The sequence below is a fragment of the Streptomyces sp. NPDC039609 genome (assembly GCF_055596705.1).
The window spans coordinates 76,464-98,835 of the sequence record NZ_JBVIUJ010000019.1; the positions used below are offsets into that span (position 1 = coordinate 76,464).

21 protein-coding genes and 1 tRNA gene are annotated in these 22,372 nt (G+C 71.3%); 7 read left to right on the forward strand and 15 right to left on the reverse strand.

All coding sequences use genetic code 11. The features are described from left to right. The first annotated feature begins 82 nt into the window (after nt 1-82). Complete coding sequence (locus ACZ561_RS37255) at nt 83-3,355, forward strand: S41 family peptidase (RefSeq protein WP_471004090.1); 3,273 nt, start codon at nt 83-85, stop codon at nt 3,353-3,355. On the opposite strand, the gene ACZ561_RS37260 is transcribed toward ACZ561_RS37255, so the two are convergent. The 5 genes from ACZ561_RS37260 to ACZ561_RS37280 all read right to left on the reverse strand — a co-directional run bounded on the left by ACZ561_RS37260 (nt 3,298) and on the right by ACZ561_RS37280 (nt 7,636). Continuing rightward, nucleotides 3,298-3,816 (reverse strand): GNAT family N-acetyltransferase, encoded by a 519-nt coding sequence (locus ACZ561_RS37260; protein ID WP_471004092.1) that lies wholly within the window; start codon nt 3,814-3,816, stop codon nt 3,298-3,300. The two genes, ACZ561_RS37255 and ACZ561_RS37260, sit on opposite strands and share 58 nt — an antisense overlap. A gap of 127 nt (nt 3,817-3,943) precedes the next feature. Beyond that, nucleotides 3,944-4,132 carry a hypothetical protein gene (locus tag ACZ561_RS37265; RefSeq protein WP_471004094.1) on the reverse strand — a complete coding sequence of 63 codons (189 nt, stop codon included), beginning with the start codon at nt 4,130-4,132 and terminating at the stop codon, nt 3,944-3,946. Between the two features lie 110 nt (nt 4,133-4,242). After that, a complete protein-coding gene (locus ACZ561_RS37270) occupies nt 4,243-5,133 on the reverse strand; it encodes an SDR family oxidoreductase (RefSeq protein WP_471004095.1) in 891 nt (296 codons plus the stop codon). After that, nucleotides 5,130-6,104 (reverse strand): alpha/beta fold hydrolase, encoded by a 975-nt coding sequence (locus ACZ561_RS37275; RefSeq protein WP_471004192.1) that lies wholly within the window; start codon nt 6,102-6,104, stop codon nt 5,130-5,132. The genes ACZ561_RS37270 and ACZ561_RS37275 overlap by 4 nt, the downstream gene beginning before the upstream one ends. A gap of 5 nt (nt 6,105-6,109) precedes the next feature. Next, nucleotides 6,110-7,636, reverse strand: a complete 1,527-nt coding sequence (locus ACZ561_RS37280) for a flavin-containing monooxygenase (protein ID WP_471004096.1) — start codon at nt 7,634-7,636, stop codon at nt 6,110-6,112. A 199-nt stretch (nt 7,637-7,835) separates the two neighbouring features. Between ACZ561_RS37280 and ACZ561_RS37285 the strand changes: the two genes are divergently transcribed. Beyond that, the gene (locus ACZ561_RS37285; RefSeq protein WP_471004194.1) at nt 7,836-8,456 is read left to right on the forward strand and encodes a MerR family transcriptional regulator; all 621 of its coding nucleotides are present in this window, start codon (nt 7,836-7,838) and stop codon (nt 8,454-8,456) included. A 36-nt stretch (nt 8,457-8,492) separates the two neighbouring features. Here the strand turns inward: ACZ561_RS37285 and ACZ561_RS37290 are convergent, their stop codons facing one another. Beyond that, nucleotides 8,493-9,290, reverse strand: coding sequence for an exodeoxyribonuclease III (locus ACZ561_RS37290; protein WP_471004098.1), 798 nt, complete (start codon nt 9,288-9,290; stop codon nt 8,493-8,495). Nucleotides 9,291-9,340: 50 nt separating this feature from the next. Here ACZ561_RS37290 and ACZ561_RS37295 point away from each other — a divergent pair, with 50 nt between their 5' ends. The 3 genes from ACZ561_RS37295 (at nt 9,341) to ACZ561_RS37305 (ending at nt 11,409) form a co-directional block, all read left to right on the forward strand. Further along, nucleotides 9,341-9,835: a GNAT family N-acetyltransferase gene (locus ACZ561_RS37295; RefSeq protein ID WP_471004100.1), complete on the forward strand. Its 495-nt coding sequence runs from the start codon at nt 9,341-9,343 to the stop codon at nt 9,833-9,835. Nucleotides 9,836-9,957: 122 nt separating this feature from the next. Then, nucleotides 9,958-10,878, forward strand: a complete 921-nt coding sequence (locus ACZ561_RS37300) for a trypsin-like serine peptidase (protein ID WP_471004102.1) — start codon at nt 9,958-9,960, stop codon at nt 10,876-10,878. A 180-nt stretch (nt 10,879-11,058) separates the two neighbouring features. Beyond that, the gene (locus tag ACZ561_RS37305) at nt 11,059-11,409 is read left to right on the forward strand and encodes a hypothetical protein (RefSeq protein WP_471004104.1); all 351 of its coding nucleotides are present in this window, start codon (nt 11,059-11,061) and stop codon (nt 11,407-11,409) included. A gap of 66 nt (nt 11,410-11,475) precedes the next feature. Here ACZ561_RS37305 and ACZ561_RS37310 read toward each other — a convergent pair whose 3' ends face one another. After that, entirely contained in the window at nt 11,476-12,213 is a 738-nt protein-coding gene (locus tag ACZ561_RS37310; protein WP_471004106.1) for a DUF4232 domain-containing protein, read from the reverse strand. A gap of 229 nt (nt 12,214-12,442) precedes the next feature. Between ACZ561_RS37310 and ACZ561_RS37315 the strand changes: the two genes are divergently transcribed. Further along, nucleotides 12,443-12,976: a hypothetical protein gene (locus ACZ561_RS37315; protein ID WP_471004108.1), complete on the forward strand. Its 534-nt coding sequence runs from the start codon at nt 12,443-12,445 to the stop codon at nt 12,974-12,976. Between the two features lie 87 nt (nt 12,977-13,063). Here the strand turns inward: ACZ561_RS37315 and ACZ561_RS37320 are convergent. The 7 genes from ACZ561_RS37320 to galU all read right to left on the reverse strand — a co-directional run bounded on the left by ACZ561_RS37320 (nt 13,064) and on the right by galU (nt 18,474). Further along, a tRNA-Ala gene (locus tag ACZ561_RS37320) sits at nt 13,064-13,137 on the reverse strand. 96 nt (nt 13,138-13,233) lie between these two features. Beyond that, nucleotides 13,234-14,295: a divisome protein SepX/GlpR gene (gene sepX / locus ACZ561_RS37325; protein WP_471004110.1), complete on the reverse strand. Its 1,062-nt coding sequence runs from the start codon at nt 14,293-14,295 to the stop codon at nt 13,234-13,236. Between the two features lie 142 nt (nt 14,296-14,437). Beyond that, complete coding sequence (locus ACZ561_RS37330; RefSeq protein ID WP_471004112.1) at nt 14,438-15,061, reverse strand: GNAT family N-acetyltransferase; 624 nt, start codon at nt 15,059-15,061, stop codon at nt 14,438-14,440. Then, on the reverse strand, nt 15,058-15,660 hold the full coding sequence (locus tag ACZ561_RS37335; protein ID WP_471004114.1) for a MogA/MoaB family molybdenum cofactor biosynthesis protein: 603 nt from the start codon (nt 15,658-15,660) through the stop codon (nt 15,058-15,060). The genes ACZ561_RS37330 and ACZ561_RS37335 overlap by 4 nt, the downstream gene beginning before the upstream one ends. Next, nucleotides 15,657-16,148 carry a cyclic pyranopterin monophosphate synthase MoaC gene (gene moaC / locus ACZ561_RS37340; protein WP_329119549.1) on the reverse strand — a complete coding sequence of 164 codons (492 nt, stop codon included), beginning with the start codon at nt 16,146-16,148 and terminating at the stop codon, nt 15,657-15,659. Before moaC ends, ACZ561_RS37335 begins: the two co-directional genes overlap by 4 nt. 57 nt (nt 16,149-16,205) lie before the next feature. Next, nucleotides 16,206-17,567, reverse strand: coding sequence for a molybdotransferase-like divisome protein Glp (gene glp, locus ACZ561_RS37345; protein ID WP_471004117.1), 1,362 nt, complete (start codon nt 17,565-17,567; stop codon nt 16,206-16,208). Nucleotides 17,568-17,571: 4 nt separating this feature from the next. After that, a complete protein-coding gene (gene galU / locus ACZ561_RS37350) occupies nt 17,572-18,474 on the reverse strand; it encodes a UTP--glucose-1-phosphate uridylyltransferase GalU (protein WP_376442708.1) in 903 nt (300 codons plus the stop codon). A 103-nt stretch (nt 18,475-18,577) separates the two neighbouring features. On the opposite strand from galU, the gene ACZ561_RS37355 reads away from it, so the two are divergent. Next, entirely contained in the window at nt 18,578-19,174 is a 597-nt protein-coding gene (locus ACZ561_RS37355) for a 5-formyltetrahydrofolate cyclo-ligase (protein WP_471004196.1), read from the forward strand. Nucleotides 19,175-19,353: 179 nt separating this feature from the next. On the opposite strand, the gene ACZ561_RS37360 is transcribed toward ACZ561_RS37355, so the two are convergent. After that, a complete protein-coding gene (locus ACZ561_RS37360) occupies nt 19,354-22,107 on the reverse strand; it encodes a penicillin acylase family protein (protein WP_471004119.1) in 2,754 nt (917 codons plus the stop codon). Nucleotides 22,108-22,372: the final 265 nt, after the last annotated feature.

Below are 22,372 nucleotides of genomic sequence, written 5' to 3' on the forward strand. Positions count from 1 at the left end.
GTGTCGTGGGCCACAGCCGGACGCCACCGCGCGAAAGTCCGTACGAGTTGCCGCACCCCATCAGGGTGGAAAGCATTGGGGGGTGAGTGACGACGACGCGTATCTCCGCTTCCCGCACCTCCACGACGACCTGCTGTGCTTCGCGGCCGAGGACGACCTCTGGGTCGCGCCCCTCGTCGCCGAGGGACACCGGCCCGGCCGGGCCTGGCGGGTGACCGTCGACCGGACCCGGGTCGGCCACCCGCGCTTCTCGCCCGACGGGCGCCACCTCGCCTACACGAGCTGGCGCAGCCTCGACCCCGAGATCCATCTCGCACCCGTCGAGGGCGGGCCCGCCCGGCGGCTGACCTACTGGGGCTCGACGGACACCCGGGTCTGCTCGTGGTCCCCGGACGGCGACATCCTCGCCGTCTCCTCGCACGGCCAGCCCTTCTCGTACTACTCCTGGGCCTACACCGTCGCCACCGACGGCTCGCCCGGAGGCAAGATGCCCTGGGGCCCGGTCTCCGACATCGCCGTGGCCGACCTCGACGGAGAACGCCGCACGCTCCTCCTCACCGGCAAACCGCCGCACGAGGCGGCCTCCTGGAAGCGGTACCGGGGCGGCGCCACCGGCCGGCTCTGGCTGCACGGGAAGCAGCTGATGCCGGACCTCGAAGGTCAGCTCGACTCCCCGATGTTCGTCTCCGGACGGATCGCCTTCCTCTCCGACCACGAGGGCATCGGCAATCTCTACTCCTGCCTGCCCGACGGCACCGATCTGCGCCGCCACACCGACCACGACGCCTTCTACGCCCGGCACGCGTCGAGCGACGGACGGCGCGTGGTCTACCAGTGCGCCGGCGACCTGTGGATCGTCGACGACCTGACCGCCCCCGACGCCGGGCCGCGCAAGCTCGACGTGCGGCTCGGCGGCCCGCGCGCCGGACGGCGCGCCTACCAGGTGCCGGCCGCCAACCACGTGGACGCGATCTCCGTCGACGAGACCGGGCGGGCCAGTGCCGTCTCCGTGCGCGGCAGCCTGTACTGGCTCACCCACCGCGACGGGCCCGCCCGCACGATCACGGACACCCCGGGCGTACGGGTCCGGCTGCCCGAGATGCTGGGCAGCGGCGGCCAGATCGCGTACGTCACGGACGCGGAGGGCGAGGACGCGATCGAGGTCGCCTATCTGCCGCGCGCCAGTGGCGACCGCGAGCCGCGACGGCTCGCCTCGGGCGAACTCGGCCGGGTGGAGGAGATGGTCTCCGACCCGGAGGGCGAACGGCTCGCGATCGCGTCCAACGACGGCAGGCTGCTGCTCCTCGACGCGACCGAGGACTCCAACGGGGAAGCCACGGAGCTGATCCGCTCCATCAACGGGCCCGTCCGCGATCTCGCCTTCTCCCCCGACGGAGCCTGGCTGACCTGGGCGCACCCCGGTATCGGGCGCTCGCTGCGCCAGATCAAGATGGCCCGGATCTCCGGCCCTGGCGCCCGGACCATCGTCGATGTCACCAACGGCCGCTTCGAGGACGAGAATCCCGTCTTCACCAGCGACGGCCGCTATCTCGCCTTCCTCTCCTGGCGGGGCTTCGACCCGGTGTACGACGTGCACACCGGCGATCTGTCGTTCCCGCTGGGCTGCCGCCCCTATCTCGTACCGCTGTCCTCGGCGACGCCGTCGCCGTTCGCGCTGCTGCCGGACGGACGCCCGGCGGCGGGCGGGCTGGACCCCACCGAGACCGAGGCCGAGGGCGGCGAGGGCACCACGATCGTGGAGGTGGAGGGGCTCCCGGACCGGGTCACCCCCTTCCCGGTCTCCGCCTCCAAGTACTCGGCGCTGTACCCGGTCAGCGGCGGCGGGCTCGTCTGGCTGCGCTGGCCGATCTCGGGCGCACTCGGCGAGACCTTCGCCAACCCCTCCGACACCACGGGCCGCCCCACCCTGGAACACTTCAACATCATCAAGGCCCGCAAGACCGAACTCGTCGGCCACCTCGACTGGTTCGCGGTCAGCGGTGACGGCTCGCGGCTCGTCGTGGTCGACGAGGGCGATCTGCGGGCGGTGCCGGCGACCGAGCCCGGGGACGGCGACTCGACGGTCTACATGGACCTGCGGCGGATCCTGCACGAGGTCGACCCCGAGGCGGAGTGGCGCGGGGCCTACGACGAGGCCGGCCGGATCGTCCGCGCCTACTTCTGGGACCCGAACATGTGCGGAGTGGACTGGACGGCCGTCCTCGACCAGTACCGCCCCCTGGTCGAACGGGTAGCGTCCCCCGACGAGTTCGCCGACCTGCTGCGGGAGGTCATGGGCGAACTGGGCACCTCGCACGCCTACGTCTCGCCCGCCCGCCGCAACGAGGGCCCGCCGCACTACCAGCGGCCGATGGGCCTGCTGGGCGCCAACCTCGTGCCCCGGGACGGCGGTTGGATGGTCAAGCGGATCCTGCCCGGTGACTCATCCGACTCCAAGGCACGTTCACCGCTCGCGGGCACCGGCATCCGCGAGGGCGCGATCCTCACGCACGTGGACGGCCGCCCGGTGGACCCGGTCACCGGCCCGTACCCGCTGCTGTCCTCCTCGGGCGGTACGACGGTCGAGCTGACCTTCCAGCCGGCGGAGGGCGAGGGCCGCTCGCGCCGGGTGGCGATCGTGCCGCTGATCGACGAGCGGCCGCTGCGCTACCAGGACTGGGTGGCCAAACGGCGCGCGGTGGTACGGGAGGTCAGCGGCGGCAAGTGCGGCTACCTGCACATCCCGGACATGGGCGGCTCGGGCTGGGCCCAGTTCAACCGCGACCTGCGGATGGAGGTCTCACGGCCCGCCCTCATCGTGGACGTGCGCGGCAACGCGGGCGGCCACATCAGCGAGCTGGTCGTGGAGAAGCTCACCCGCAAGATCCTCGGCTGGGACCTGACGAGGAACGCGCAGCCCGTCTCGTACGCCTCGAACGCCCCGCGTGGACCGGTCGTCGCGCTCGCCGACGAGGCCACCTCCTCGGACGGCGACATGATCACGGCCGCGTTCAAGCTCCTCGGACTCGGCCCGGTCGTCGGACAGCGCACCTGGGGCGGCGTGGTGGGGATGACGGGCAGGCACCGACTCGGCGACGGCACACAGATCACCGTCCCGATGAACGCGGCGTGGTTCCCCGAGTACGGCTGGTCCGTCGAGAACCACGGCGTGGAACCCGACCTGGCGATCCTGCGCACCCCGCTGGACTGGGCCGAGGGCCGCCACGCACAGCTCGACGACGCGGTCGAGGTGGCCCTCTCGCTGCTCGCCGAGACCCCGGCGGCGAACCCGCCCGGCTACGCGGACGTCCCCGACAACTCCCGCCCGAAGCTCCCGCCGAGGTCCAGCGCGTAGGAGGTCCCCGGCTGCCCGTCGAGGACGACGTCCCCGACGGGCACGAACCCCGTCCGCACGAGCACGGCCCTCGAACCGGCGTTGCCGAGGGCCGCCGCCGCCGTGAGCCGGTCGAGGCCGTACGCGGTGACGGCCAGCCGGCACAGCTCCCGCACCGCGGCCGTGGCCACGCCGCGCCCCGCGGCCTTCTCGGCGACCCGGAAGCCGAGGTCGGCCGACCCCTCCGTCACGTCGACGAGATTGAACCGCCCCAGAATCTCCCCGCCCTCCCCGACCAGCACATGGAACCGGATCGCCCCGGTCTCCTGCTCGTCGAGCAGCGCCCGGTGCCGCGCCGCGAACTCCTCGAAGTACGCGTCCCCCCGGTCGGGCACATGGGCGGCGAAGTACGCCCGGTTCTCCCGCTCGAACGCGAGGAGCGCGGGGGCGTGATCGGCGCGGAGCGGCTGCAGTTCGGTCATGGGCCGCACGGTACGGGGCCCGGCGGACGGGCCGCACCGGAATTCGTCAGGGGTGGGCGGGGGAACGCCGGAAGGTGCACCCGGCGTCCCGGGTGCACCTTCTCGGAGGACATTCGGCGGACCGGCGTCAGGCGTCGTAGTCCATGTCCAGGCGGTCCTGGTCCTGCTGCTGGGCCCGCCGCTGCTCCTCCTCGGAGGGGCGGCCCTTGGCCTGGGAGGCCCGCTCGGACGCCTCTTCGCGCGCGTTGCCCATCTTCTGCTTCGCCTGCTCAGCGGCCTGCCTCGCCTTGTCCTTGAACTGGTCTTGCTTGCCCATGAAGGTTCACTCCTAGACGGGTGTGAGGGGAACGGGGCGACTCGCCCCGTTGGGCCTCGACCAGCGTGGCATGGCGGAACATTCCGCGCATTTCGATCAGATACTCCCCGTCACCGCGGCGAGGTGCGGCCCGTGCGCGCCTGTTCGTCGGCCGCCCCGCCGGCCCCCACGAGGCCCTTGGAGACACTGGCGAGACGCGGCTCGAAGCGCTTCATCTCGCGCTGCCCCACCGTCGCGATGACCCCCGGCAGATAACCGCGGACCGACTGCATTCCGCGCAGCCACCATTGGGCGTACACATGCGCCGAGCGCCGCTCGATGCCCGCCACGATCCGGTCCACGGCCGGGCCCAGCGGATACGTACGGTTGGAGGGCCAGGGCAGCCGCTGCCGCAGCTCCTTCATCACGTCGTCCTGGTCGGCGCCCCGGACCATGTCCGTGTCGGTCCACGACAGATAGCCGACCCCGACCTTCACCCCCTTGTAGCCGACCTCGGCGCGCAGGCTGTGCGCGAACGCCTCGACGCCCGACTTCGAGGCGCAGTACGCCGTCATCATCGGCGCAGGTGTGATGGCCGCGAGCGAGGCGATCTGCAGGAAGTAGCCGCGGGACTCCATCAGCACGGGCAGGAACGCCCGGCCGGTCACCGCCCCGCCGATCAGGTTGACCTCGATGACCCGCCGCCAGGCGACCGGGTCGGAGTCCACGAACGGACCGCCCGACGCGACACCCGCGTTGGCTACCACGATGTCGACCTTGCCGAAGCGCTCCTTGACCTCGGCCGCCACCCGGGCCATCGCCTCGTGGTCGGTGACGTCCGCGTGCCACCAGTCGGCCTCCGTGTGCAGCCGGCCGGCGACCTGCTTCAGCTCCTCCGGCTCCAGACCGACCAGCGCGATCCGCGCGCCCCGCGCGGAGAGCTTGCGGGCGAGGAGTTCACCGACACCGCGGGCCGCTCCGGTGACGACCGCGACCTGTCCTTCCAGGCTGACCCTGCTCATGCGTCCTCCTTCTCCTTCTGCCCCTGCTTCGGTCCCTGCTTCGGCATCTGCTTCTGCTCGACAGGCGTGGTCGCGAGGTACGTGGTCACCAGATCCCTGATGCGCGCGGTGACGGCCTCCGGGGCCTCGACCGGCGTCATGTGGCCCATCCCCGCCAGCTCGTCGAGCCCCACGCACTGCGGCAGCGCGGCGACCATGGAGCGGGAGTGCACGGGCGGGGTGAGCCGGTCCGCCGTGCCGACGAGCACGGCCACCGGCAGCTCCAACTCCTTTACTCCGGCGTCGAGATCGAGCTCCGCGAGCACATGCGACCAGGCCACCCGGGAGAGGCGTGGGCAGGCGTGCACGATCCGGGCGCAGGCGTCGACCCGCTCCGGCGCCGAACCCGGGCCCATCGTGGCGTACCGGAGGATCTTCTTCGACACGGGCGTCACCGGTCCGAGCGGCGCCCTCGCTCCCAGGATCGCCCTGGTCAGCCGGGTCCGCAGCCCTCCCGGCCGCATGGGCACGACGAGGGACTCGGCCGCGAGCCGGGACGGGCCCGTGGAGCAGAGCAGCACGGCGGCGGCGTGCTCCCTGAACGCGGGGCGCGCGGCGGCCGCCATGATCGTCATGCCGCCCATGGAGTGCCCGGCCAGGACCGCCTTCTCGCCGGGGGCGAGCGTGGCGGCGAGGACCACCTCGAGGTCGTCGGCGAGCGCCCGCGTGGAGTGGCCGGAGTCGCCGGCCGGGGCGGGGCTGCGGCCGTGACCGCGCTGGTCGTAGGCGATGACCCGGTGGTCACGGGCGAGGTCGCGGATCTGCTCGGACCAGAAGGCGATGGAGCAGGTCCAGCCATGGGCCAGGACCACGGCCGGGGCACCCTCGGGGCCGTACACCTCGACATGGATGCGGGCGCCGTCCGCGGAGACGGCGACCACCTCGTGCGGGTACGGGAGCGGAGCGGTACGGGACGAACCGGATCGGGTCAGACGGCTCACTTGACGGTCTCCTTCTTGCGGGCGGGGCGCTTCGCGGGCGCGGCCTCGGCGACGGCCGGCCGCAGCACCTCGTACTCCGCGAGGTCGACCTGTCGCGTCTCGCGCCGGAACTCGCTCGTCGTGCCCGGCCACAGCGTGGTGTTGCGGCCGTTGGCGTCCAGGTACCAGCTGTCGCAGCCGCCCGACTTCCACACGGTCCGCTCCATCCGGTCCTGCACCTTGCGGTTCCAGGCGCCGACCGCGGACGGCCGGGCGGCGAGGGCGGCGCGCCCTCCGAGCACGTTCAACTGGCGCAGATAGTCGGCCATGTAGTTCAGCTGGGACTCGATCATCAGGATCATGGAGGAGTTCCCGAGGCCCGTGTTGGGCCCGATGATCGTCATCCAGTTGGGGAATCCGTCGACGGTCGCGCCGCGCAGCGACTGCACCCCGTCCTTCCACGCCTCGGCGAGCGAGCGGCCGTCCGCGCCGACGACCCGCTCGGCGATCGGCATGTCGGTGACGTGGAATCCCGTACCGAAGACGATCGCGTCGACCTCGGTCTCGCTGCCGTCGGCCGCGACGACGGTCGAGCCCCGGACCTCGCGCAGCCCGGAGGCGACGACGTCCACATTGGGCTGGGCGAGCGCCGGGTAGTACGCGTTGGACAGCAGGATGCGCTTGCAGCCGATGCGGTACGAAGGGGTCAGCTTGGCCCGCAACGCCGGGTCCTTGATCGCCTTGGCCATGTTGGCCTTGGCGAGCGACTCGACGAGCCCCAGCTCGCCCGGGCGCTTGGTGAACGCGCTGACCTGGAGCTCGCGGATGCCCCAGAGCAGCCCGCGGCGCGCGGTCCCGGTGAAGGGGAGCGTGCGGTGGAGCCAGCGCTCGGCGCCGCTGATGGCGCGGTCCATGCGCGGCATGACCCACGGCGGGGTGCGCTGGAAGAGCGTCAGCTTCCCGACCTGCGGCTGGATCGCGGGCACGATCTGGATGGCGGAGGCGCCGGTGCCGACCATGGCGACGCGCTTGCCGGTGAGGTCGTAGTCGTGGTCCCACCGCGCGGAGTGGAAGACCTTGCCGGGGAAGTCGGACAGGCCGGGGATGTCGGGGATCTTCGGGTCGGAGAGCGGCCCGGTCGCGGAGACGATCACATCGGCGGTGAGGGGGCCCTGGTTGGTCTCGATGTGCCAGCGCAGCTCCTCGGCGTCCCAGCGCATCAGCGACACCTCGTGGTTCAGCCGCAGATGCGGGCGGAGCCGGAAGGTGTCGGCGACGTGCTCCAGATACGCACGGATGTGGCGCTGCCCGGAGAAGGTCCGGGGCCAGTCGGGGTTGGGCGCGAAGGAGAAGGAGTAGAGATGGGACGGCACGTCGCAGGCGCAGCCCGGATAGCTGTTGTCGCGCCAGGTGCCGCCCACGGAGCCGGCCCGCTCCAGGACGACGAAGTCGGTGATCCCCTCGCGGCGCAGCCGGACGGCGGCCCCGAGTCCACCGAACCCCGATCCGATCACCGCCACTCGTACGTGCTCGTGCTTCGCCATGCCGCCTCCCGCGCGCCCGGCCAAGATTCCGCCAGCAATCACTGGCACAGTCGGGACTGTAGAGCAGCGCCATACCGAGCGGTAGGGGTTGCGCGCGGGAAAGTTACCGGCGGTACAACATAGGCTGGCGGGCGTGGCAGAACGATCGGATCAGGTGACGGACCAGGCGGGTCCGGCCGCCGGCATACGCGAGTACCGGATGGACGAGCTCGCGGCGGCGGCCGGCATCACCGTGCGCACCCTGCGCTTCTACCGCGAGCGCGGACTGATCGCACCACCCCGGCGCGAGGGCCGCATCGCCTGGTACGACGACCACCACCTGGCCAAGCTCCGGACGATCGCAGCCCTTCTCGAGCGCGGCCACACCCTCAACGGCATCGCCGACCTCAACACCGCCTTCGAGAGCGGCAAGGACGTCAGCGAGGTCCTCGGCCTCGGCGAACCCACCGAGGAGGAGCCGATCCGGCTCACCCCGCAGGAACTGGCCGACTACTTCGCCGGCGAGGTCACCCCGGAGAACCTGCTGGCCGCCCTCGACCTCGGATACCTCGCCACCGACGGCGACGCGATCGTCCACATCAGCCGCCGCCTGCTCGACGTCTCCGCGGCCCTGGTGAAGGAGGGCGTCCCGCTCTCCGCGGTCCTGGAGGCGGGCCGGGCGGTGCGCGAACACGCGGAGGCACTGGCGGGACTCTTCACGGACCTGCTGCGCGAGCACGCGGACGAGAAGGACCTCCAGCGGCTGCGTCCGCTGGCGAAGAGCGTGGTGGAGGCGGAGCTCTCGATGGCCATGGACCGCCGCCTGCGCGAACCATCGTGACCGAAGGGGACGCGCCGGGCGCCCCCTTCGGCTCCCCTACAGCTCGTAGACCGCCGTCACGGGCGCGTGGTCGCTCCACCGCTCCCCGTGCGTGGCGGCCCGCTCGACGAACGCCTTGACCGCCTTGGCGGCCAGACCCGGCGTCGCGACCTGGTAGTCGATGCGCCAGCCGCTGTCGTTGTCGAAGGCGCGCCCGCGGTACGACCACCACGAGTACGGCCCGTCCTGGTCCGGGTGGAGGGCACGGACGACGTCGACGTACTCCGCCTCGTCGAAGACACGGCTCAGCCAGGCGCGCTCCTCGGGCAGGAAGCCCGAGTTCTTCTGGTTGGTCTTCCAGTTCTTGAGGTCGGCCTCGCGGTGCGCGATGTTCCAGTCACCACAGACGACGACCTCACGGCCGTCGGCGGCGGCGCGCTGCTTGAGCTCCTTCAGATACGGCAGGAACTCGTCCATGAAGCGGATCTTCTCGTCCTGCCGCTCGGTGCCGACCTCGCCCGAGGGCAGGTAGAGGCTGGCGACCGTGACACCGGGCAGGTCGGCCTCGATGTACCGGCCACTGCCGTCGAACTCGCTCGACCCGAAGCCGACCCGCACCGAGTCGGGCTCACGCCGGGTGTAGAGGGAGACCCCCGCGCGCCCCTTGGCGGCGGCGGGCGCGTGCGCGGTGAACCAGCCCTCGGGCGCGCGGACCTCGTCCGGGAGCTGGGATTCCTCGGCGCGCACCTCCTGCAGACAGACGGCGTCGGCGGAGGTGCCGGCAAGCCACTCCACGAAGCCCTTCTTGGCGGCGGCACGGAGACCATTGACATTGACGGACGTCACAATGAGCATCCAGGGAGAATACCGACCGAGCCGTCCCGCATAGATGTACGATGCCCCGTATGAACATACGGCCCACTCCCTACGACCACCCTGACGCCGTCAAACTCGACGACGCCGTCCAGCTGGAGTACGTCGCCCGCTATGGCGACGAGGGCGATGCCACACCGCTGGACGCCGGGATGTTCGTACCGCCGCTCGGTCTCTACCTTCTCGCGTACGACCCGGAGGACCGCCCCGTCGCGACCGGCGGCTGGCGCACCCAGGACGAGAACGACGAGGGCTACTCGGACGGCGACGCCGAGCTCAAGCGGATGTACGTGGTCCCCGAGGCGCGCGGCCTGGGGCTGGCCCGGCGCATCCTGGCGGCCCTCGAGGCGGACGCGCGCGCGGCGGGCCGCACCCGCATGGTCCTGGAGACCGGCACGGCGCAGCCGGAGGCGATCGCGCTGTACACCAGCAGCGGCTACGAGCCGTGCGCGAAGTTCGGCCACTACCGGGAGTACGAGAACAGCCGCTGCTTCGCGAAGTCCCTGGTCGCGAGCGACAAGGACTGACGCCTCCGAGCCGATTTACTGACGCGCCCCTGACAATTCATCTCAGTATCTGGCACGCTTCCTCACGCACGTCGATCCGCACCGTTCTCATCCCCCACCTGCCTCGGCAGAAGGAGACATGCGTGAGACGCCATCGCACAGTCGCTGCTGTCCTGTTGTCGGTCGGAGCGCTGCTGACCGGAGCTCTGAGCGCGACCTCGGCGCAAGCGGCGGAGAAGCCCGCCTTCTGGACCGCCGAGCGGATGCGCTCGGCCACCCCGCTGGACCTCGAGGTCGCCCCCGGAGCACTCACGTCCCTCAAGCAGGTCGCCCGCTCGTCCGCCCCGACGACGATCGCCCCGACCTCCGTCGCCCCGACGGCCTTCCCTCAGCCCGGCGGCCCCTGGACGGGCGCCGGCGCGGTCGTGAAGACCTCTGGCCGGGTGTTCTTCACCTTCCAGGGCCGTACGGCCTCCTGTTCCGGCAACGCGGTCACCAGTCAGAACCAGAGCACGGTCATCACGGCCGGCCACTGCGTGAAGTACCAGGGCTCGTGGCACACGAACTGGGTGTTCGTCCCGGCCTACGACAACGGCAACGCCCCGTACGGCCAGTGGGCGGCGACGAAGACGCTCACGACCCCGCAGTGGGAGGCGAGCGAGGACATCAACTACGACGTCGGCGCGGCGGTCGTGGCGCCGCTGAACGGCCAGAAGCTGACGTCGGTGACCGGCGCCCAGGGCATCCAGTTCAACGGCGGCTACAACAAGCCGATGTACGCCTTCGGCTTCCCGGCCGCCTCCCCGTACGACGGCTCGAAGCTGATCCACTGCGCGGGGAACTCCTCGAAGGACTTCCTCTTCTCGCAGGACCACAGCCTCGGTTGCAACATGACGGGCGGCTCCAGCGGCGGCCCGTGGTTCTCCGGCTTCAGCGAGGCCACGGGAACGGGCCTCCAGGTCTCGGTGAACAGCTTCGGTTACACCTTCCTGCCCAACCGCATGTTCGGGCCGTACTTCGGCAACGACGCGAAGGCCCTGTACGACCGGGCCCAGGCGTCCTGACGCGTTTCCCGACACCCCTGCCGCGGCCCCCGGCGCACTCCTCCGCCGGGGGCCGCGGACTCTCGCTTGTGTGACGAGATGGGATTGACGGCATTCGGGTGGTCCCGTGCGGGAGCCGCAACTGACCGCCGCCCGGCCGTAGTCCTCGTCTGCAGTGGCAGGACAACCGAGGAGGAACTCATGACTGCACTCCAGTCTTTCACCGCGGCGCCGACCGTGACGGCGGATCTCGACCCCTACCGCTTCCCTGCCGCATACCTCGACGACCTTCCCGAGGAGACGGACACGCGGACGCACATCGCCCACGGCTTCCTGGAGACCGGCGACTACCCGCTGCCGGCGCCCGTGGCGAGCACGCGTGTCACGGTGGCACTCGATCCGGCGGACCGGCGCCGACTGGAGCTGCACGCCGCGCTCACCACGGCGGGCATCGCCCCGCTGCCCGGCGACCTCGACGCGATCGAGGCGCTCTGCACGCTCGACGACTTCACCCACATCGCGCTCCAGCGGTGGATCGCCCGCACCGCGTGACGGTGGGGAGGGTGGCCGCGCCGCCGCGGCCACCCTCGCCTCCGCCCACCGGGGAGTGCGGGGGGATCAGAACTCGTCGGCGCCGTTGCGCAGCTCGTGCGTCCAGTAGCCGGTCCTGGCGGCCGCGTCGTCGACGGCGATGCCGCCGGCGGGAGCGTTGACCACCTTGCTGCCCTCCGCCGGGCCGTCCTTGGCGAAGAGGTTCACGCTGAACGACGTCACGGCGCGGTTCTCCTCGTCGACTCCGCCGTTGTTGATGCGCACGGCGGCGTAGGCCGGGGCGCCGGCGGACAGGACGACGGGCGTGCCCGGCTTGCTCTTGGCGACGGACGGGACGTCCTTGGCCGTCTGGATGTCGCCGAACGCGATCAGCGGGTACTGGAGCAGGGTGCAGGAGCGGCCCGAGACGTTCGTGGCGGTCAGGGTGATGTGCGTGGTGGGTACGCCGTCCTGCTTGACCGCGGAGATCTTCACGTCGTTGGCGGTGCAGGCCGGGGTCCCGCCGTCGTTCTTCTTCTTGGCGCCGGTCTGCGCGGCGGACGTCGCCGGGCCCGACGCGTCCCCACCTGAGGTGCCGGTGCCGCCCGTGGTGCCGGTGCCGCCCGTGGTGCCGTCGGCGCTCGTCCGGCCGTCCTGGCCGGTGCCGCTCTCCGTGGCGCCGGTGCCGGGCGTGACCTGTGAGACGGACGCGGCGGCCTTCTTGTCCTTCGTACCGTCGTCCGCCCCGCCGCAGGCGGTGAGTGCGAGGGCGAGTGCGGCGGTGGTGGCGGCAAGGACGGTGGTGCGGGTGCGGAACGTACGCATGTGAACTCCCCGTAGGTGGTGGCCGACCGCCTCGTCCGGCGGCCTGGTCCTCACCGTGCCGCCGCGGTCGCCACGGCCGCCAGCTCTCACCGCCGGTACGGGACGCTGGGACGTTCCACCCCATCTGACCTGCGAGGACGCGCCAACCCAGAACGCGGGATGGAACGTTGGGACGGCATCGCACCGCCGCCAGGGACGGGTTGTCAGCGGGTGCGTCTACGGTTCTGCCGTGCCGAACTCCTACACCACGCTGTGGACCAACGATCTGTGCCGGTACCTGGAGCGCTCCGGCTACGCCGGCCTGCGCCTGACGATGTTGTTCGGCGGCCCGCACCAGTCGCTGCCCAGCTTCGAGCGGGCGGGTGTGAAGCCCGGTGACACGATCTTTCCCGTCCGGGCCTTCCGCACCCGCCTGCATGTGCTGGGCGCCATGGAGGTGTCGCGGTTCATCCCGTACGAGGACGCGGGGAGGGAGCTCGCCGACGAGGACTACGCGAAGCTTCTGGACTGGAGGGCGCTGAAGGCGGGCGGCGGGGTCACCGAGGTGCTGCTCGGGCCGCCCGGTTCTCCCCTCGCGTTCGACACGGTCGTCCCCACCGATCTGCTGGGGCGGCTGACGTTCACGTCCCGCCGGGGCGAGCGCAGGCTCAAGCACGTCGAGGACGGGCGGCTGATGAGGTCGGCGAGCATTCAGGGCATCTACCGGCTCGCCGCCGACTCCGCCGCGGAGCTCCGGGAGCTCGTCCTGGACCGCAGTCGGTGATTCCTGCGTCTTCGCGGAGACCTCGTCCCCGGAAACGACGAGATCCCGCCCGATCTTTCGATCGGACGGGATCTCGTCCTGCGCTTGTGGACCTGTGGGGATTTGAACCCCAGACCCCCTCGATGCGAACGAGGTGCGCTACCAGACTGCGCCACAGGCCCTTGCGACGTGTGAAACATTAGCATCCCGATCGGGGTGCAAGGAAATCCGTTCCGGCGCAGGTCAGCCGAGGGGCCCGAAGGCCCCGCGGCCGGGGGTCATTCGTTGGCCGCGCGGGGGCGGTCGTCGTCCGCGTACTGGTCGAAGAGCGGGGTGCGGCCGTGGTCGCGCTGGCGGCGCGGCTGGTTCGTGCGCTGGCGCGGGGCGGGCGCCGGGGACGGCGACGGTGCCGGGGCCGGGTCCGCCGCCGTGGAGGAGCGGGCCGAGCTCCAGGTCTCCGGGTCCGTGATGTCGACGCCGCTCGTCGCCCGCGGGGCGACCGGGGCGGTGACATAGGTGGGGAGCGGGACCGGGACGGGGTCCCAGCTGTCGCCGCGGGCCGGGCCGCGCTCGCGCTGCTGGTCCACCCACTCCGCGTGGTCCGTCTGCTCGACGAGCGCGCGACGGCCGGCCTCCTGCGGGGAGACCGAGGGTGCCGGTTCGGGTTCCGGGCGGGCAGGCTCCTCGTCGGCGTCCGGCACGGGCTGCCGTCGCTGCGGCCGGCTCTCGCGCAGGCGTGCCGCCGCCGCCTCGGCGCGGCGGCGGTCCATCACGTACACGAAGCGCCGGCGTTCCGTCGTACGCAGATGCACGATGTACGCGCTCAGCAGCACCGCGGGGACCGACGGGGCCCATAGGAACGCGAGGCCGCCGACCGCGGCGACGACCGCGCCGAGGGTGAAGGCGAGGAAGAGGACGACCGTGGTGCGCCGGCGCCGGGCGAGGACCTTGCCGCGGCGGGCGCGCTCGGCGGCCGCCTTGGAGGGCCTGCGCGCGGCGGCGGGCGCCGGGGCGGGTGCCGGTTCCGGGATCTCCAGGCGGGCTTCCGTCCTGGCCGCGGGCGCGGAGAAGGCCCGGACGTCGACCGAGCTGAGATGCTCCGTCTCGACGTCCGGGTCCGCGTCGGGCTCCGCGTCGTCCGCCCTACGGTCCCGGTCCTTCAGCTCCTTGGCGTATCGGCGCTCCATTCCCGCCCGTCCGGACAGGAGCCGGATGGCGGTGCTGAAGCGTTCCGTCGGACGGGCCTCGTTGAGCTCGTCCTGCCTGCGGAGCCACATCGGTACCAAGTAGGCGGCCCAGGCCCCGACGATGACTGCGTAGATGAGGCCGCTGCTGCTCACGCCTCACACCGTAGAGGGGTTCCGTTACGGGCATCGGCCAATTGGCCCGGTGTGTCGCACGATCTGGCTGATATCACTGAACTTTTTTGTGATTGTTCAGATCGATTGAGGATCAACTGCTGATTGAATTCGAACACTTATTTCATTGGGCGGGGTGGGAGGGACGTGCCAGGTGCCAGCGGCGAAGCAGCCCCTCGGGCACTTCCTCGGCGGTGAGCGCGAAGACGAGATGGTCCCGCCACGCCCCGTCGATGTGGAGGTAGCGCGGCCGGAGCCCTTCCTCCCGGAATCCCAATTTCTCCACGACCCGTCGCGAGGGGCCGTTCTCGGGCCGAATGCAGACTTCCATCCGGTGCAGTCCCACCGAACGGAAGCAGTGGTCCACGGCGAGCGCGACCGCCGTCGGCATGACGCCGCGGCCGGCCACCGCGCTGTCCACCCAGTAGCCGACATGGCCCGAGCACATCGAGCCCCAGGTGATCCCGGCCACGGTCAACTGACCGACGAGCTCGCCGCGGTACTCGATCACGAAGGGCAGCATCCGGCCGGCGTGGGCCTCGGCCCTCAGATGGCGGACCATCTGCCGGTACGTCGGCCGCTGCGCGACCGGACCGCCCGGGGCCGGCGGCGGAACCGTCGCCTCCCACGGGCGCAGCCAGTCACGGTTGCGCCGGTTGACCTCGCGCCAGACCTTCTGGTCACGCATCTTTATCGGGCGGAGGACGACGTCTCCGTCCGAGAGGACCACGGGCCAGGACGGGATCATGACGGTCTCGGGTGGTCGCCGCCGCGGACCTGGTCGACCGCGTGCCGCAGGAGCGGTTCCAGTACGGCGATGCCGTCGCGGACCCCGCCCGAGGAACCCGGCAGGTTCACGATCACGGTCCCGCGCGCGACACCGGCGAGGCCCCGGGAGAGCGCGGCGGTCGGCACCTTCTCCCGGCCGTGGGCGCGGATCGCCTCGGGGATGCCGGGGATCTCGTGGTCGAGGACCCGGCGGGTGACCTCGGGGGTCCTGTCGGTGGGCGAGATGCCGGTGCCGCCGGTGGTGAGGATGACGTCGTACCCGGCCTCGACCCCGGCCCGGAGCGCGGCCTCGACCGGGGCGCCGTCCGGGACGACCTGCGGGCCGTCCACGGCGAAGCCCATGCGGGCCAGCCCTTCGGCGAGCAGCGGGCCGCCCTTGTCCTCGTAGACGCCGGCCGCCGCCCGGTTGGAGGCGGTGACGACGAGGGCGGAGTACGGGGCGGTGAGGGCGCTGCCGAGATCCGCGCCCGCCGCCGGGGCGGGCGCCTCGTGGGCGGGCGCCCCGTGGGCGGGCTCCTCGTGGGCGGGCGCCCCGGTCACCCGGCCACCGCGCGTCACGACTCGGCCCCTTCCCGGGTCCAGTCGCCCGACTTGCCGCCCGTCTTCTCCTCCACCCGTACGTCGGAGATGACCGCGCCCTTGTCGACCGCCTTGATCATGTCGACGACCGTCAGCGCGGCCACCGAGACCGCCGTCAGGGCCTCCATCTCCACGCCCGTGCGGTCCGTGGTCTTCACGGTCGCCAGGATCTCCACCGCGTCGTCCGCGACCGTGAGGTCGAGCGTCACACCCGAGACGGCCAGCGGGTGGCAGAGCGGAATGAGGTCGGGGGTCTTCTTCGCGCCCATGATCCCTGCGATCCGGGCGGTGGCGAGCGCGTCGCCCTTCGGTACGCCCTCGCCCCGCAACAGCTCGATCACGCGCGGCGAGACGAGGACGCGGCCACTGGCCCGTGCGGTCCGCGCCGTGACGTCCTTCGCGGAGACGTCGACCATGCGGGCCGCACCCGCCTCGTCGATGTGGGTGAGTCCTTGCTGCGTGCTCATGGCCGTGACACTCCCGGTCGCTGTGTGGGACGCCACGGTACCGCCACCAGCGCCTCCTCAGCCGAGGAGGACCACGTCCAGCTCGTGCCCGGGCTCCATGCCCGTGGCCTCTTCGGGGACGACGAGCAGGGCGTTCGCGTGCGCGAGCGCCGCGATCAGATGGGAGCCCGCTCCGCCCACCGGAGTGACGGTGCCGGACTCTGCGTCGTACGTCCCGCGCAGGAACTGGCGGCGGCCGGCCGGGGACGAGAGCGCCTTGTCGGCCTTGAGCACGGCGCGGACCCGGGGACGGTGGAGATCTTCGAGGCCCATCAGGGCCCGGATCGCGGGCCGTACGAAGAGCTCGAAGGAGACGTACGAGGAGACCGGATTGCCCGGCAGGGCGAGCAGCGGGGTGTGCTCGGGGCCGATCGTCCCGAAGCCCTGCGGCTTGCCCGGCTGCATGGCCAGCTTGCGGAAGTCGACCCGTCCGTCGGCGGTCAGCGTCTCCTTGACCACGTCGTACGCGCCCACGCTGACCCCGCCCGTGGTGACGAGCAGGTCGGCGCGGATCAGCTGGTCCTCGATGGTGGCCCGGAGCGTGTCGGCGTCGTCGGTGACGGCGCCGACCCGGTAGGCGATGGCGCCGGCGTCGCGCGCGGCGGCGGCCAGCGCGAAGCTGTTGGAGTCGTAGATCTGGCCCTCGCGCAACTCCTCGCCGGGCTGGACCAGTTCGCTGCCGGTGGAGAGCACGACGACGCGCGGGCGCGGGCGCACCCGCACCGTGGCGCGGCCGATCGCGGCGAGCAGCCCGATCTGGGGCGGCCCGAGGACCGTCCCGGCCTCCAGGGCCAGATCACCGGCCTGGACGTCGCTGCCGCGTGCGCGGACGTGCGCGCGGGCCTCGGCGGGCCTGTGGACGCGGACCTCGCCGCCGGCGCCCTCGGGGGCGGCGCTGGCGGCGCGCATCCCGCTCGCCGCGCCCTCGCCCGTACCGCCATCGGTCCATTCGACCGGGACGACGGCCTCGGCGCCGGGCGGCAGCGGGGCGCCGGTCATGATCCGGGCGGCCTGGCCGGGGCCGACGACGGGCAGGCCGTCGGCGCCGGCGGCCACGTCTCCGATGACGGTCAGGACGGCCGGGAACTCGTCGGTGGCACCGGCCACATCGGCGACCCGGACCGCGTAGCCGTCCATGGAGCTGTTGTCGAACGGGGGCAGTGCGACCGGCACCGTGACGTCCTCGACGAGGACGCAGCCCTGGGCCTCCGGCAGTTGCAGCTCGATGGGTTCGAGCGGGGAGACCGCCGCCAGGATGTCGTCGAGGTGCTCGTCCACCGACCACAGGTCACGGGAGGGACCCGCGCAGGGATCGGCGGACTCTTCGCCGGAAGGAACGCCGGGCAGATCGCCGGACTCCGGTGCCGCACTGCTGCTCAAGTGGCTACATCTCCTCGGTGACGTAACTGCGAAGCCAGGTCCGGAAGTCCGGGCCCAGGTCATCACGTTCGCACGCGAGTCTGACAATGGCACGGAGATAGTCGCCGCGGTCACCGGTGTCATAGCGCCGGCCCTTGAAGACCACACCGTGGACCGGGCCGCCGATCTTCTCGTCCTTGGCAAGCTTCTGCAGGGCGTCGGTCAGCTGGATCTCGCCGCCGCGGCCCGGCTCGGTCTCGCGGATTATCCCGAAGACGGCGGGGTCGAGGACGTAGCGGCCGATGATCGCGTAGTTGCTGGGCGCTTCGGCCGGGGACGGCTTCTCGACGAGGTCCGTCACCTTCACGACGTCCGAGTCGATGGTCGCCTCGACGGCGGCGCAGCCGTAGAGGTGGATCTGCGAGGGCTCGACCTCCATCAGCGCGATCACGCTGCCGCCCTCCCGCTCCTGGATCTCCACCATCCGGGAGAGCAGCGGGTCGCGCGGGTCGATCAGGTCGTCGCCGAGCAGGACGGCGAAGGGCTGGTCGCCGACGTGCGGGGCCGCGCAGAGCACGGCGTGTCCGAGGCCGCGCGGGTCGCCCTGACGCACGTAGTGCATGGTGGCGAGGTCGTTGGACTCCTGGACCTTGGAGAGGCGCTCCGCGTCCCCCTTGCGGGTCAGCGCCTCCTCCAGCTCATAGTTCCGGTCGAAGTGGTCCTCGAGGGGACGCTTGTTACGACCGGTGATCATGAGGACGTCGGAGAGGCCGGCGGTGACCGCCTCCTCGACGACGTACTGGATCGCGGGCTTGTCGACGACCGGGAGCATCTCCTTCGGCGTGGCCTTGGTGGCCGGAAGGAAGCGTGTGCCGAGACCGGCGGCCGGGATGACAGCCTTGCTGATCCTGGTGGGGGACTGAGTCATGGGCGCATGATAGCTGTTCGATATGAGAGGAAGATGGGCCTCCCATTGACTTCCCATGGGTTAAGAGGGATACGAGAGGTTCGTGACATCACGTGAGTTCCCTGTGACGGGCGATACGTCCGAAAAGGCCGCCCTGCGTCGGCACCTGCTCGCCGCCCGCGCCCTGCTGACCATTCATGATGCCGAATCCACCGGCGAGCTGTTCGCCCGGGGTGCGCGAGAACTGGCCGAGTTGGCGGAGGCGGCGACCGTCGCCGCCTATGTGTCGGTCGGCCGCGAGCCGGGCACGCGCGCGTTGCTCGACGTCCTGCGCGAGCGGGGCGTCCGCGTCCTGCTGCCGGTGCTGCTGCCTGACAACGACCTGGATTGGGCCGTGTACGAGGGCGCGGAGAGCCTCGCGAAGGCGGGCCGGGGCCTGCTGGAGCCGACGGGGCCGCGGCTGGGTCCGGAGGCGGTGTGCGAGGCGGACGTGGTGCTGCTGCCCGGCCTCGCGGTCGACGAGCGCGGGATGCGCCTGGGCAGGGGCGGCGGCTCGTACGACCGCGTGCTCGCCCGGCTCGCACGGGCGGACGCCCATCCGTCCCTGGTGGTGCTCCTCTACGCGAACGAGGTGGTCGCCCGGGTCCCTGAGGAACCGCACGACCACCCCGTGCACGCGGTGGTGACCCCGGAGGGGGTCCGGCGCTTCGAGCGCCCCTGAAGCCTAGGGAGTGTCCGGAGAGTATCGCCGTCCGCCCGAAGGGCGGGGTTCGCGGCGTCCGGTGCGTGCGATCGCAAGGCGGCCGGAAGCCCTTGTAGCGGAGCTACTCGGGCTTTCGGCCAACGCCGCGAGCGTGCGTGCCGGGCGTCGCGAGCCAGGCGAGACTCTCCGGACACGACCTACGGCTTGAGGATCAGCGTCTCCTTCGTCGAGGCGTCGACCGCCGCCTTGCCGAAGGACCAGCCGAGCAGCTCGCCCTTGACCCACGCGTCGGTCTGGTCGGTGTAGTGCGAGTGGTACGCGTGCCCCGAGGCGCCGGACAGGTTGATCCAGCGCGACCTGTCCCAGTCGCCGACGTTGACGACCATCCGCATCGACGGGACCCAGACGACGTCGTAGCCGCCGGCCGCGTTCCAGCCGGTCGCGTTCACCGCCGCCTCGCCGCCGCCCAGGTTCCAGGGGCCGCGGTTGAGCAGCGACTGGATGAAGCCCGGTCCGGCGGTGCCGAGGGTCTGGTTCTTCAGGGTCAGCTGGTGCAGCCGGCCCCAGCTCCAGGTGGAGACGTCCTTGCCGAGCTCGGCGGTCAGCTCCCAGCGGGCGTCCTCCATGGCGCGGGCGAGCAGCTGGTCACGGTTCTCGGTGGCCTGGTCGGTGCGGTTGGCCTCGGTCTTCCACCACGTGCTGTTCTCCTGCTTGAGGAGCGGGCGGACCACCTCGTACCAGCGGTCGCCGCCGTCCGGCTGCGCCGTGTCGCCGTCCCGCTCGCCGCACTCCCGTACCCGCTTGTTCTGCTCGTCGACCGGGAGGCCGGTGGAGTCGGCGGGGCGGACGTTGATGCAGTCGCCCTCGGCCCGCAGCTCCTTGGGCAGCTTGTCGCCGAAGGCGAGCTTGAGGACGTTGCGCCAGACCGCGTTGAAGTACGCGGCGGCGGCAGAGTCGGGCTCCTGGGTGTAATCCCAGCCCTCCAGCAGCTTCTGCGCCTCGCGGACGTAGGGGTCCGAGATGTCGATCTTCAGCAGGAGCGGGTTGAGGAGGGTCGCGATCTCGCTGCGGTTGTCCATCTGCATGGTCCGCATGTCGTCCGGCGAGATCTTGCCGCCGTCCTTGGTCTTCGACTCGATGAGGTCGTTGATCCGCTGGCTGCGCGAGCCGTAACCCCAGTCCTCCGTAAGGAGGTAGGGGTACTTGTCGGCGTCGACGACGGCCTGGTTGGCGGTGACGATGTAGCCGCGCTCGGGGTTCTCCTCGTACGGCAGCTTGTCGTACGGGATGTAGCCCTTCCACTGGTACGAGGAGTCCCAGCCGGGCGCGGGGACGGTGCCGCTGTGTCCCTCGGCGCGGACCGGGATCTTGCCGGGCGCCTGGTAGCCGATGTTCTCGGCGTCGGCGTAGATCAGGTTCTGGGAGGGGACCTCGAAGTGCTCGGCCGCGGCGCGGAACTGCTTGAAGTTCTGGGCGCGGTTGAGCTCGAAGATCGCGTCCATGGACTTGCCGGGCTGCAGGGCCGTCCACCGGAGGGAGACGGCATAGCCGGTGCCGCGGTCCGGGGCGGCGTTGCCGACGGGGGCCTTCTGGCCGACCTTCTCCAGGTCCGAGGAGCGGTCGGAGACGAGCGGGCCGTTGCCGGTCGAGCGGATCGTGATCTTCCGGCTGCCGCCGCCCGCGATCTTGATGACCTCGTCGCGGGTCGTGAACGGCTTGATCCTGCCGTCGACCAGATAGCCCGTGTCGCCGACCTTCTCCAGGTAGAGGTCGGTGACGTCGGCGCCGAGGTTGGTGAGGCCCCAGGCGATGGTGTCGTTGTGGCCGATGATCACGCCGGGCGTACCGGAGAAGGTGTAGCCGGCGACGTCGTAGCGGCAGGTCGCCGAGACGGAGCGGCAGTGCAGGCCCATCTGGTACCAGAGGGACGGCAGCATCGGCGCGAGGTGCGGGTCGTTGGCGAGCAGCGGCTTGCCGGAGGTCGTGTACTTCCCGGAGACGACCCAGGAGTTCGAACCGATGCCGTTGCCGTTGGGGCCGAGTAGCGCGGGGATCTCGTCGAGGGCGTCGGAGAGCGCGCCGAGCTGGGACTGCGTCCCCTCCAGGGCGCCGTTCGCGCTGCCGTTCGTCGAGCTGTCGGAGCCGGTGCCGCCGGTGGAACCCTGGGCGCCGGTGCCGGTGGTCGCGTCGTCGGCGTCGTTGCCGCCGCCGCCCTTGCCCGCGCCCTCGACGATCGGCTGGTGCAGGTCGTACGGGTACTGCGGGTACAGCTCCTTGATCTGAGCGGCGCTGAGCCGGCTCGTCATCAGGGAGCGGTCGATCTCGTCCTGCATGTTGCCGCGCAGGTCCCAGGCCATCGCCTTGAGCCAGGCCACCGAGTCGACGGGGGTCCAGGGCTCGATCTCGTAGTCGCTGGAGAACGCCAGTGCGGCGTACTCGACCGAGACGTCCGAGGGGTCCCGGTCCTTGAGATAGGCGTTGACGCCCTCGGCGTAGGCCTGGAGATTCTTCTTCGTCTCCGCCGACAGGACCTTGTCGTACTCCTGCTGGGCAACCTGCCGCCAGCCCAGGGTGCGCAGGAAGGCGTCGGTGTCGACCTGGTCCTTGCCGAACATCTCGGACAGCCGGCCCGACGTCATGTGACGGCGGACGTCCATCTCGTAGAAGCGGTCCTGGGCCTGGACGTAGCCCTGGGCGCGGAAGAGGTCGGCCTCGGTGTCCGCGTAGATCTGCGGAACCCCGTAGGCGTCGCGCTTGACCTCGACCTGGCCGGAGAGCTTGTCGAGCCGGAGTTCGCCCGTGGTCTGCGGGAACGAGGCCCGGACAGTGCTGACGCCCCAGTACCCGCCGTAGCCGACGCCCGCCACCAGTGCGAGGGCCAGGACGAGGACGATCAGGCGGGCACGTCGCCCCTTCTTCTTGGCGGGAGGCGCGGTCGTGTTGGAGGGCATCTCTGTCCTTCGAGGGGCAGGGTGGTCCTGGAGTACGGGAGCAACCTTAGGCGCAGCGTCCGGGCGGCCCGGACGGGGTGCCGATAAGCGGACCGCACGAATGATCGGGGAGAGACCGGGAGAGACGCCAGGAGGGCGTCAAGAAAGCGTTAAAGATTAGGTAAGGTAACGAAGTACCGGCTGCTGGAGGAACGATCCGGCCGCACGCGAGGGGAAGGATCGCCCGCTGACTGTCCACCAGCTCAATGAACTCCTGCTCATCTGC

Bases quoted from the DNA above. Each gene is read 5' to 3' on its own strand.
- ACZ561_RS37270 (WP_471004095.1), bottom strand. From the start codon at position 5,133: ATGAGCAGGGTCAGCCTGGAAGGACAGGTCGCGGTCGTCACCGGAGCG.
- ACZ561_RS37260 (WP_471004092.1), bottom strand. From the start codon at position 3,816: ATGACCGAACTGCAGCCGCTCCGCGCCGATCACGCCCCCGCGCTCCTC.
- galU (WP_376442708.1), bottom strand. From the start codon at position 18,474: ATGACTCAGTCCCCCACCAGGATCAGCAAGGCTGTCATCCCGGCCGCC.
- ACZ561_RS37265 (WP_471004094.1), bottom strand. From the start codon at position 4,132: ATGGGCAAGCAAGACCAGTTCAAGGACAAGGCGAGGCAGGCCGCTGAG.
- ACZ561_RS37305 (WP_471004104.1), top strand. From the start codon at position 11,059: ATGACTGCACTCCAGTCTTTCACCGCGGCGCCGACCGTGACGGCGGAT.
- ACZ561_RS37295 (WP_471004100.1), top strand. From the start codon at position 9,341: ATGAACATACGGCCCACTCCCTACGACCACCCTGACGCCGTCAAACTC.
- moaC (WP_329119549.1), bottom strand. From the start codon at position 16,148: ATGAGCACGCAGCAAGGACTCACCCACATCGACGAGGCGGGTGCGGCC.
- ACZ561_RS37280 (WP_471004096.1), bottom strand. From the start codon at position 7,636: ATGGCGAAGCACGAGCACGTACGAGTGGCGGTGATCGGATCGGGGTTC.
- ACZ561_RS37310 (WP_471004106.1), bottom strand. From the start codon at position 12,213: ATGCGTACGTTCCGCACCCGCACCACCGTCCTTGCCGCCACCACCGCC.
- ACZ561_RS37330 (WP_471004112.1), bottom strand. From the start codon at position 15,061: ATGATCCCGTCCTGGCCCGTGGTCCTCTCGGACGGAGACGTCGTCCTC.
- ACZ561_RS37360 (WP_471004119.1), bottom strand. From the start codon at position 22,107: ATGCCCTCCAACACGACCGCGCCTCCCGCCAAGAAGAAGGGGCGACGT.
- ACZ561_RS37285 (WP_471004194.1), top strand. From the start codon at position 7,836: ATGGACGAGCTCGCGGCGGCGGCCGGCATCACCGTGCGCACCCTGCGC.
- ACZ561_RS37290 (WP_471004098.1), bottom strand. From the start codon at position 9,290: ATGCTCATTGTGACGTCCGTCAATGTCAATGGTCTCCGTGCCGCCGCC.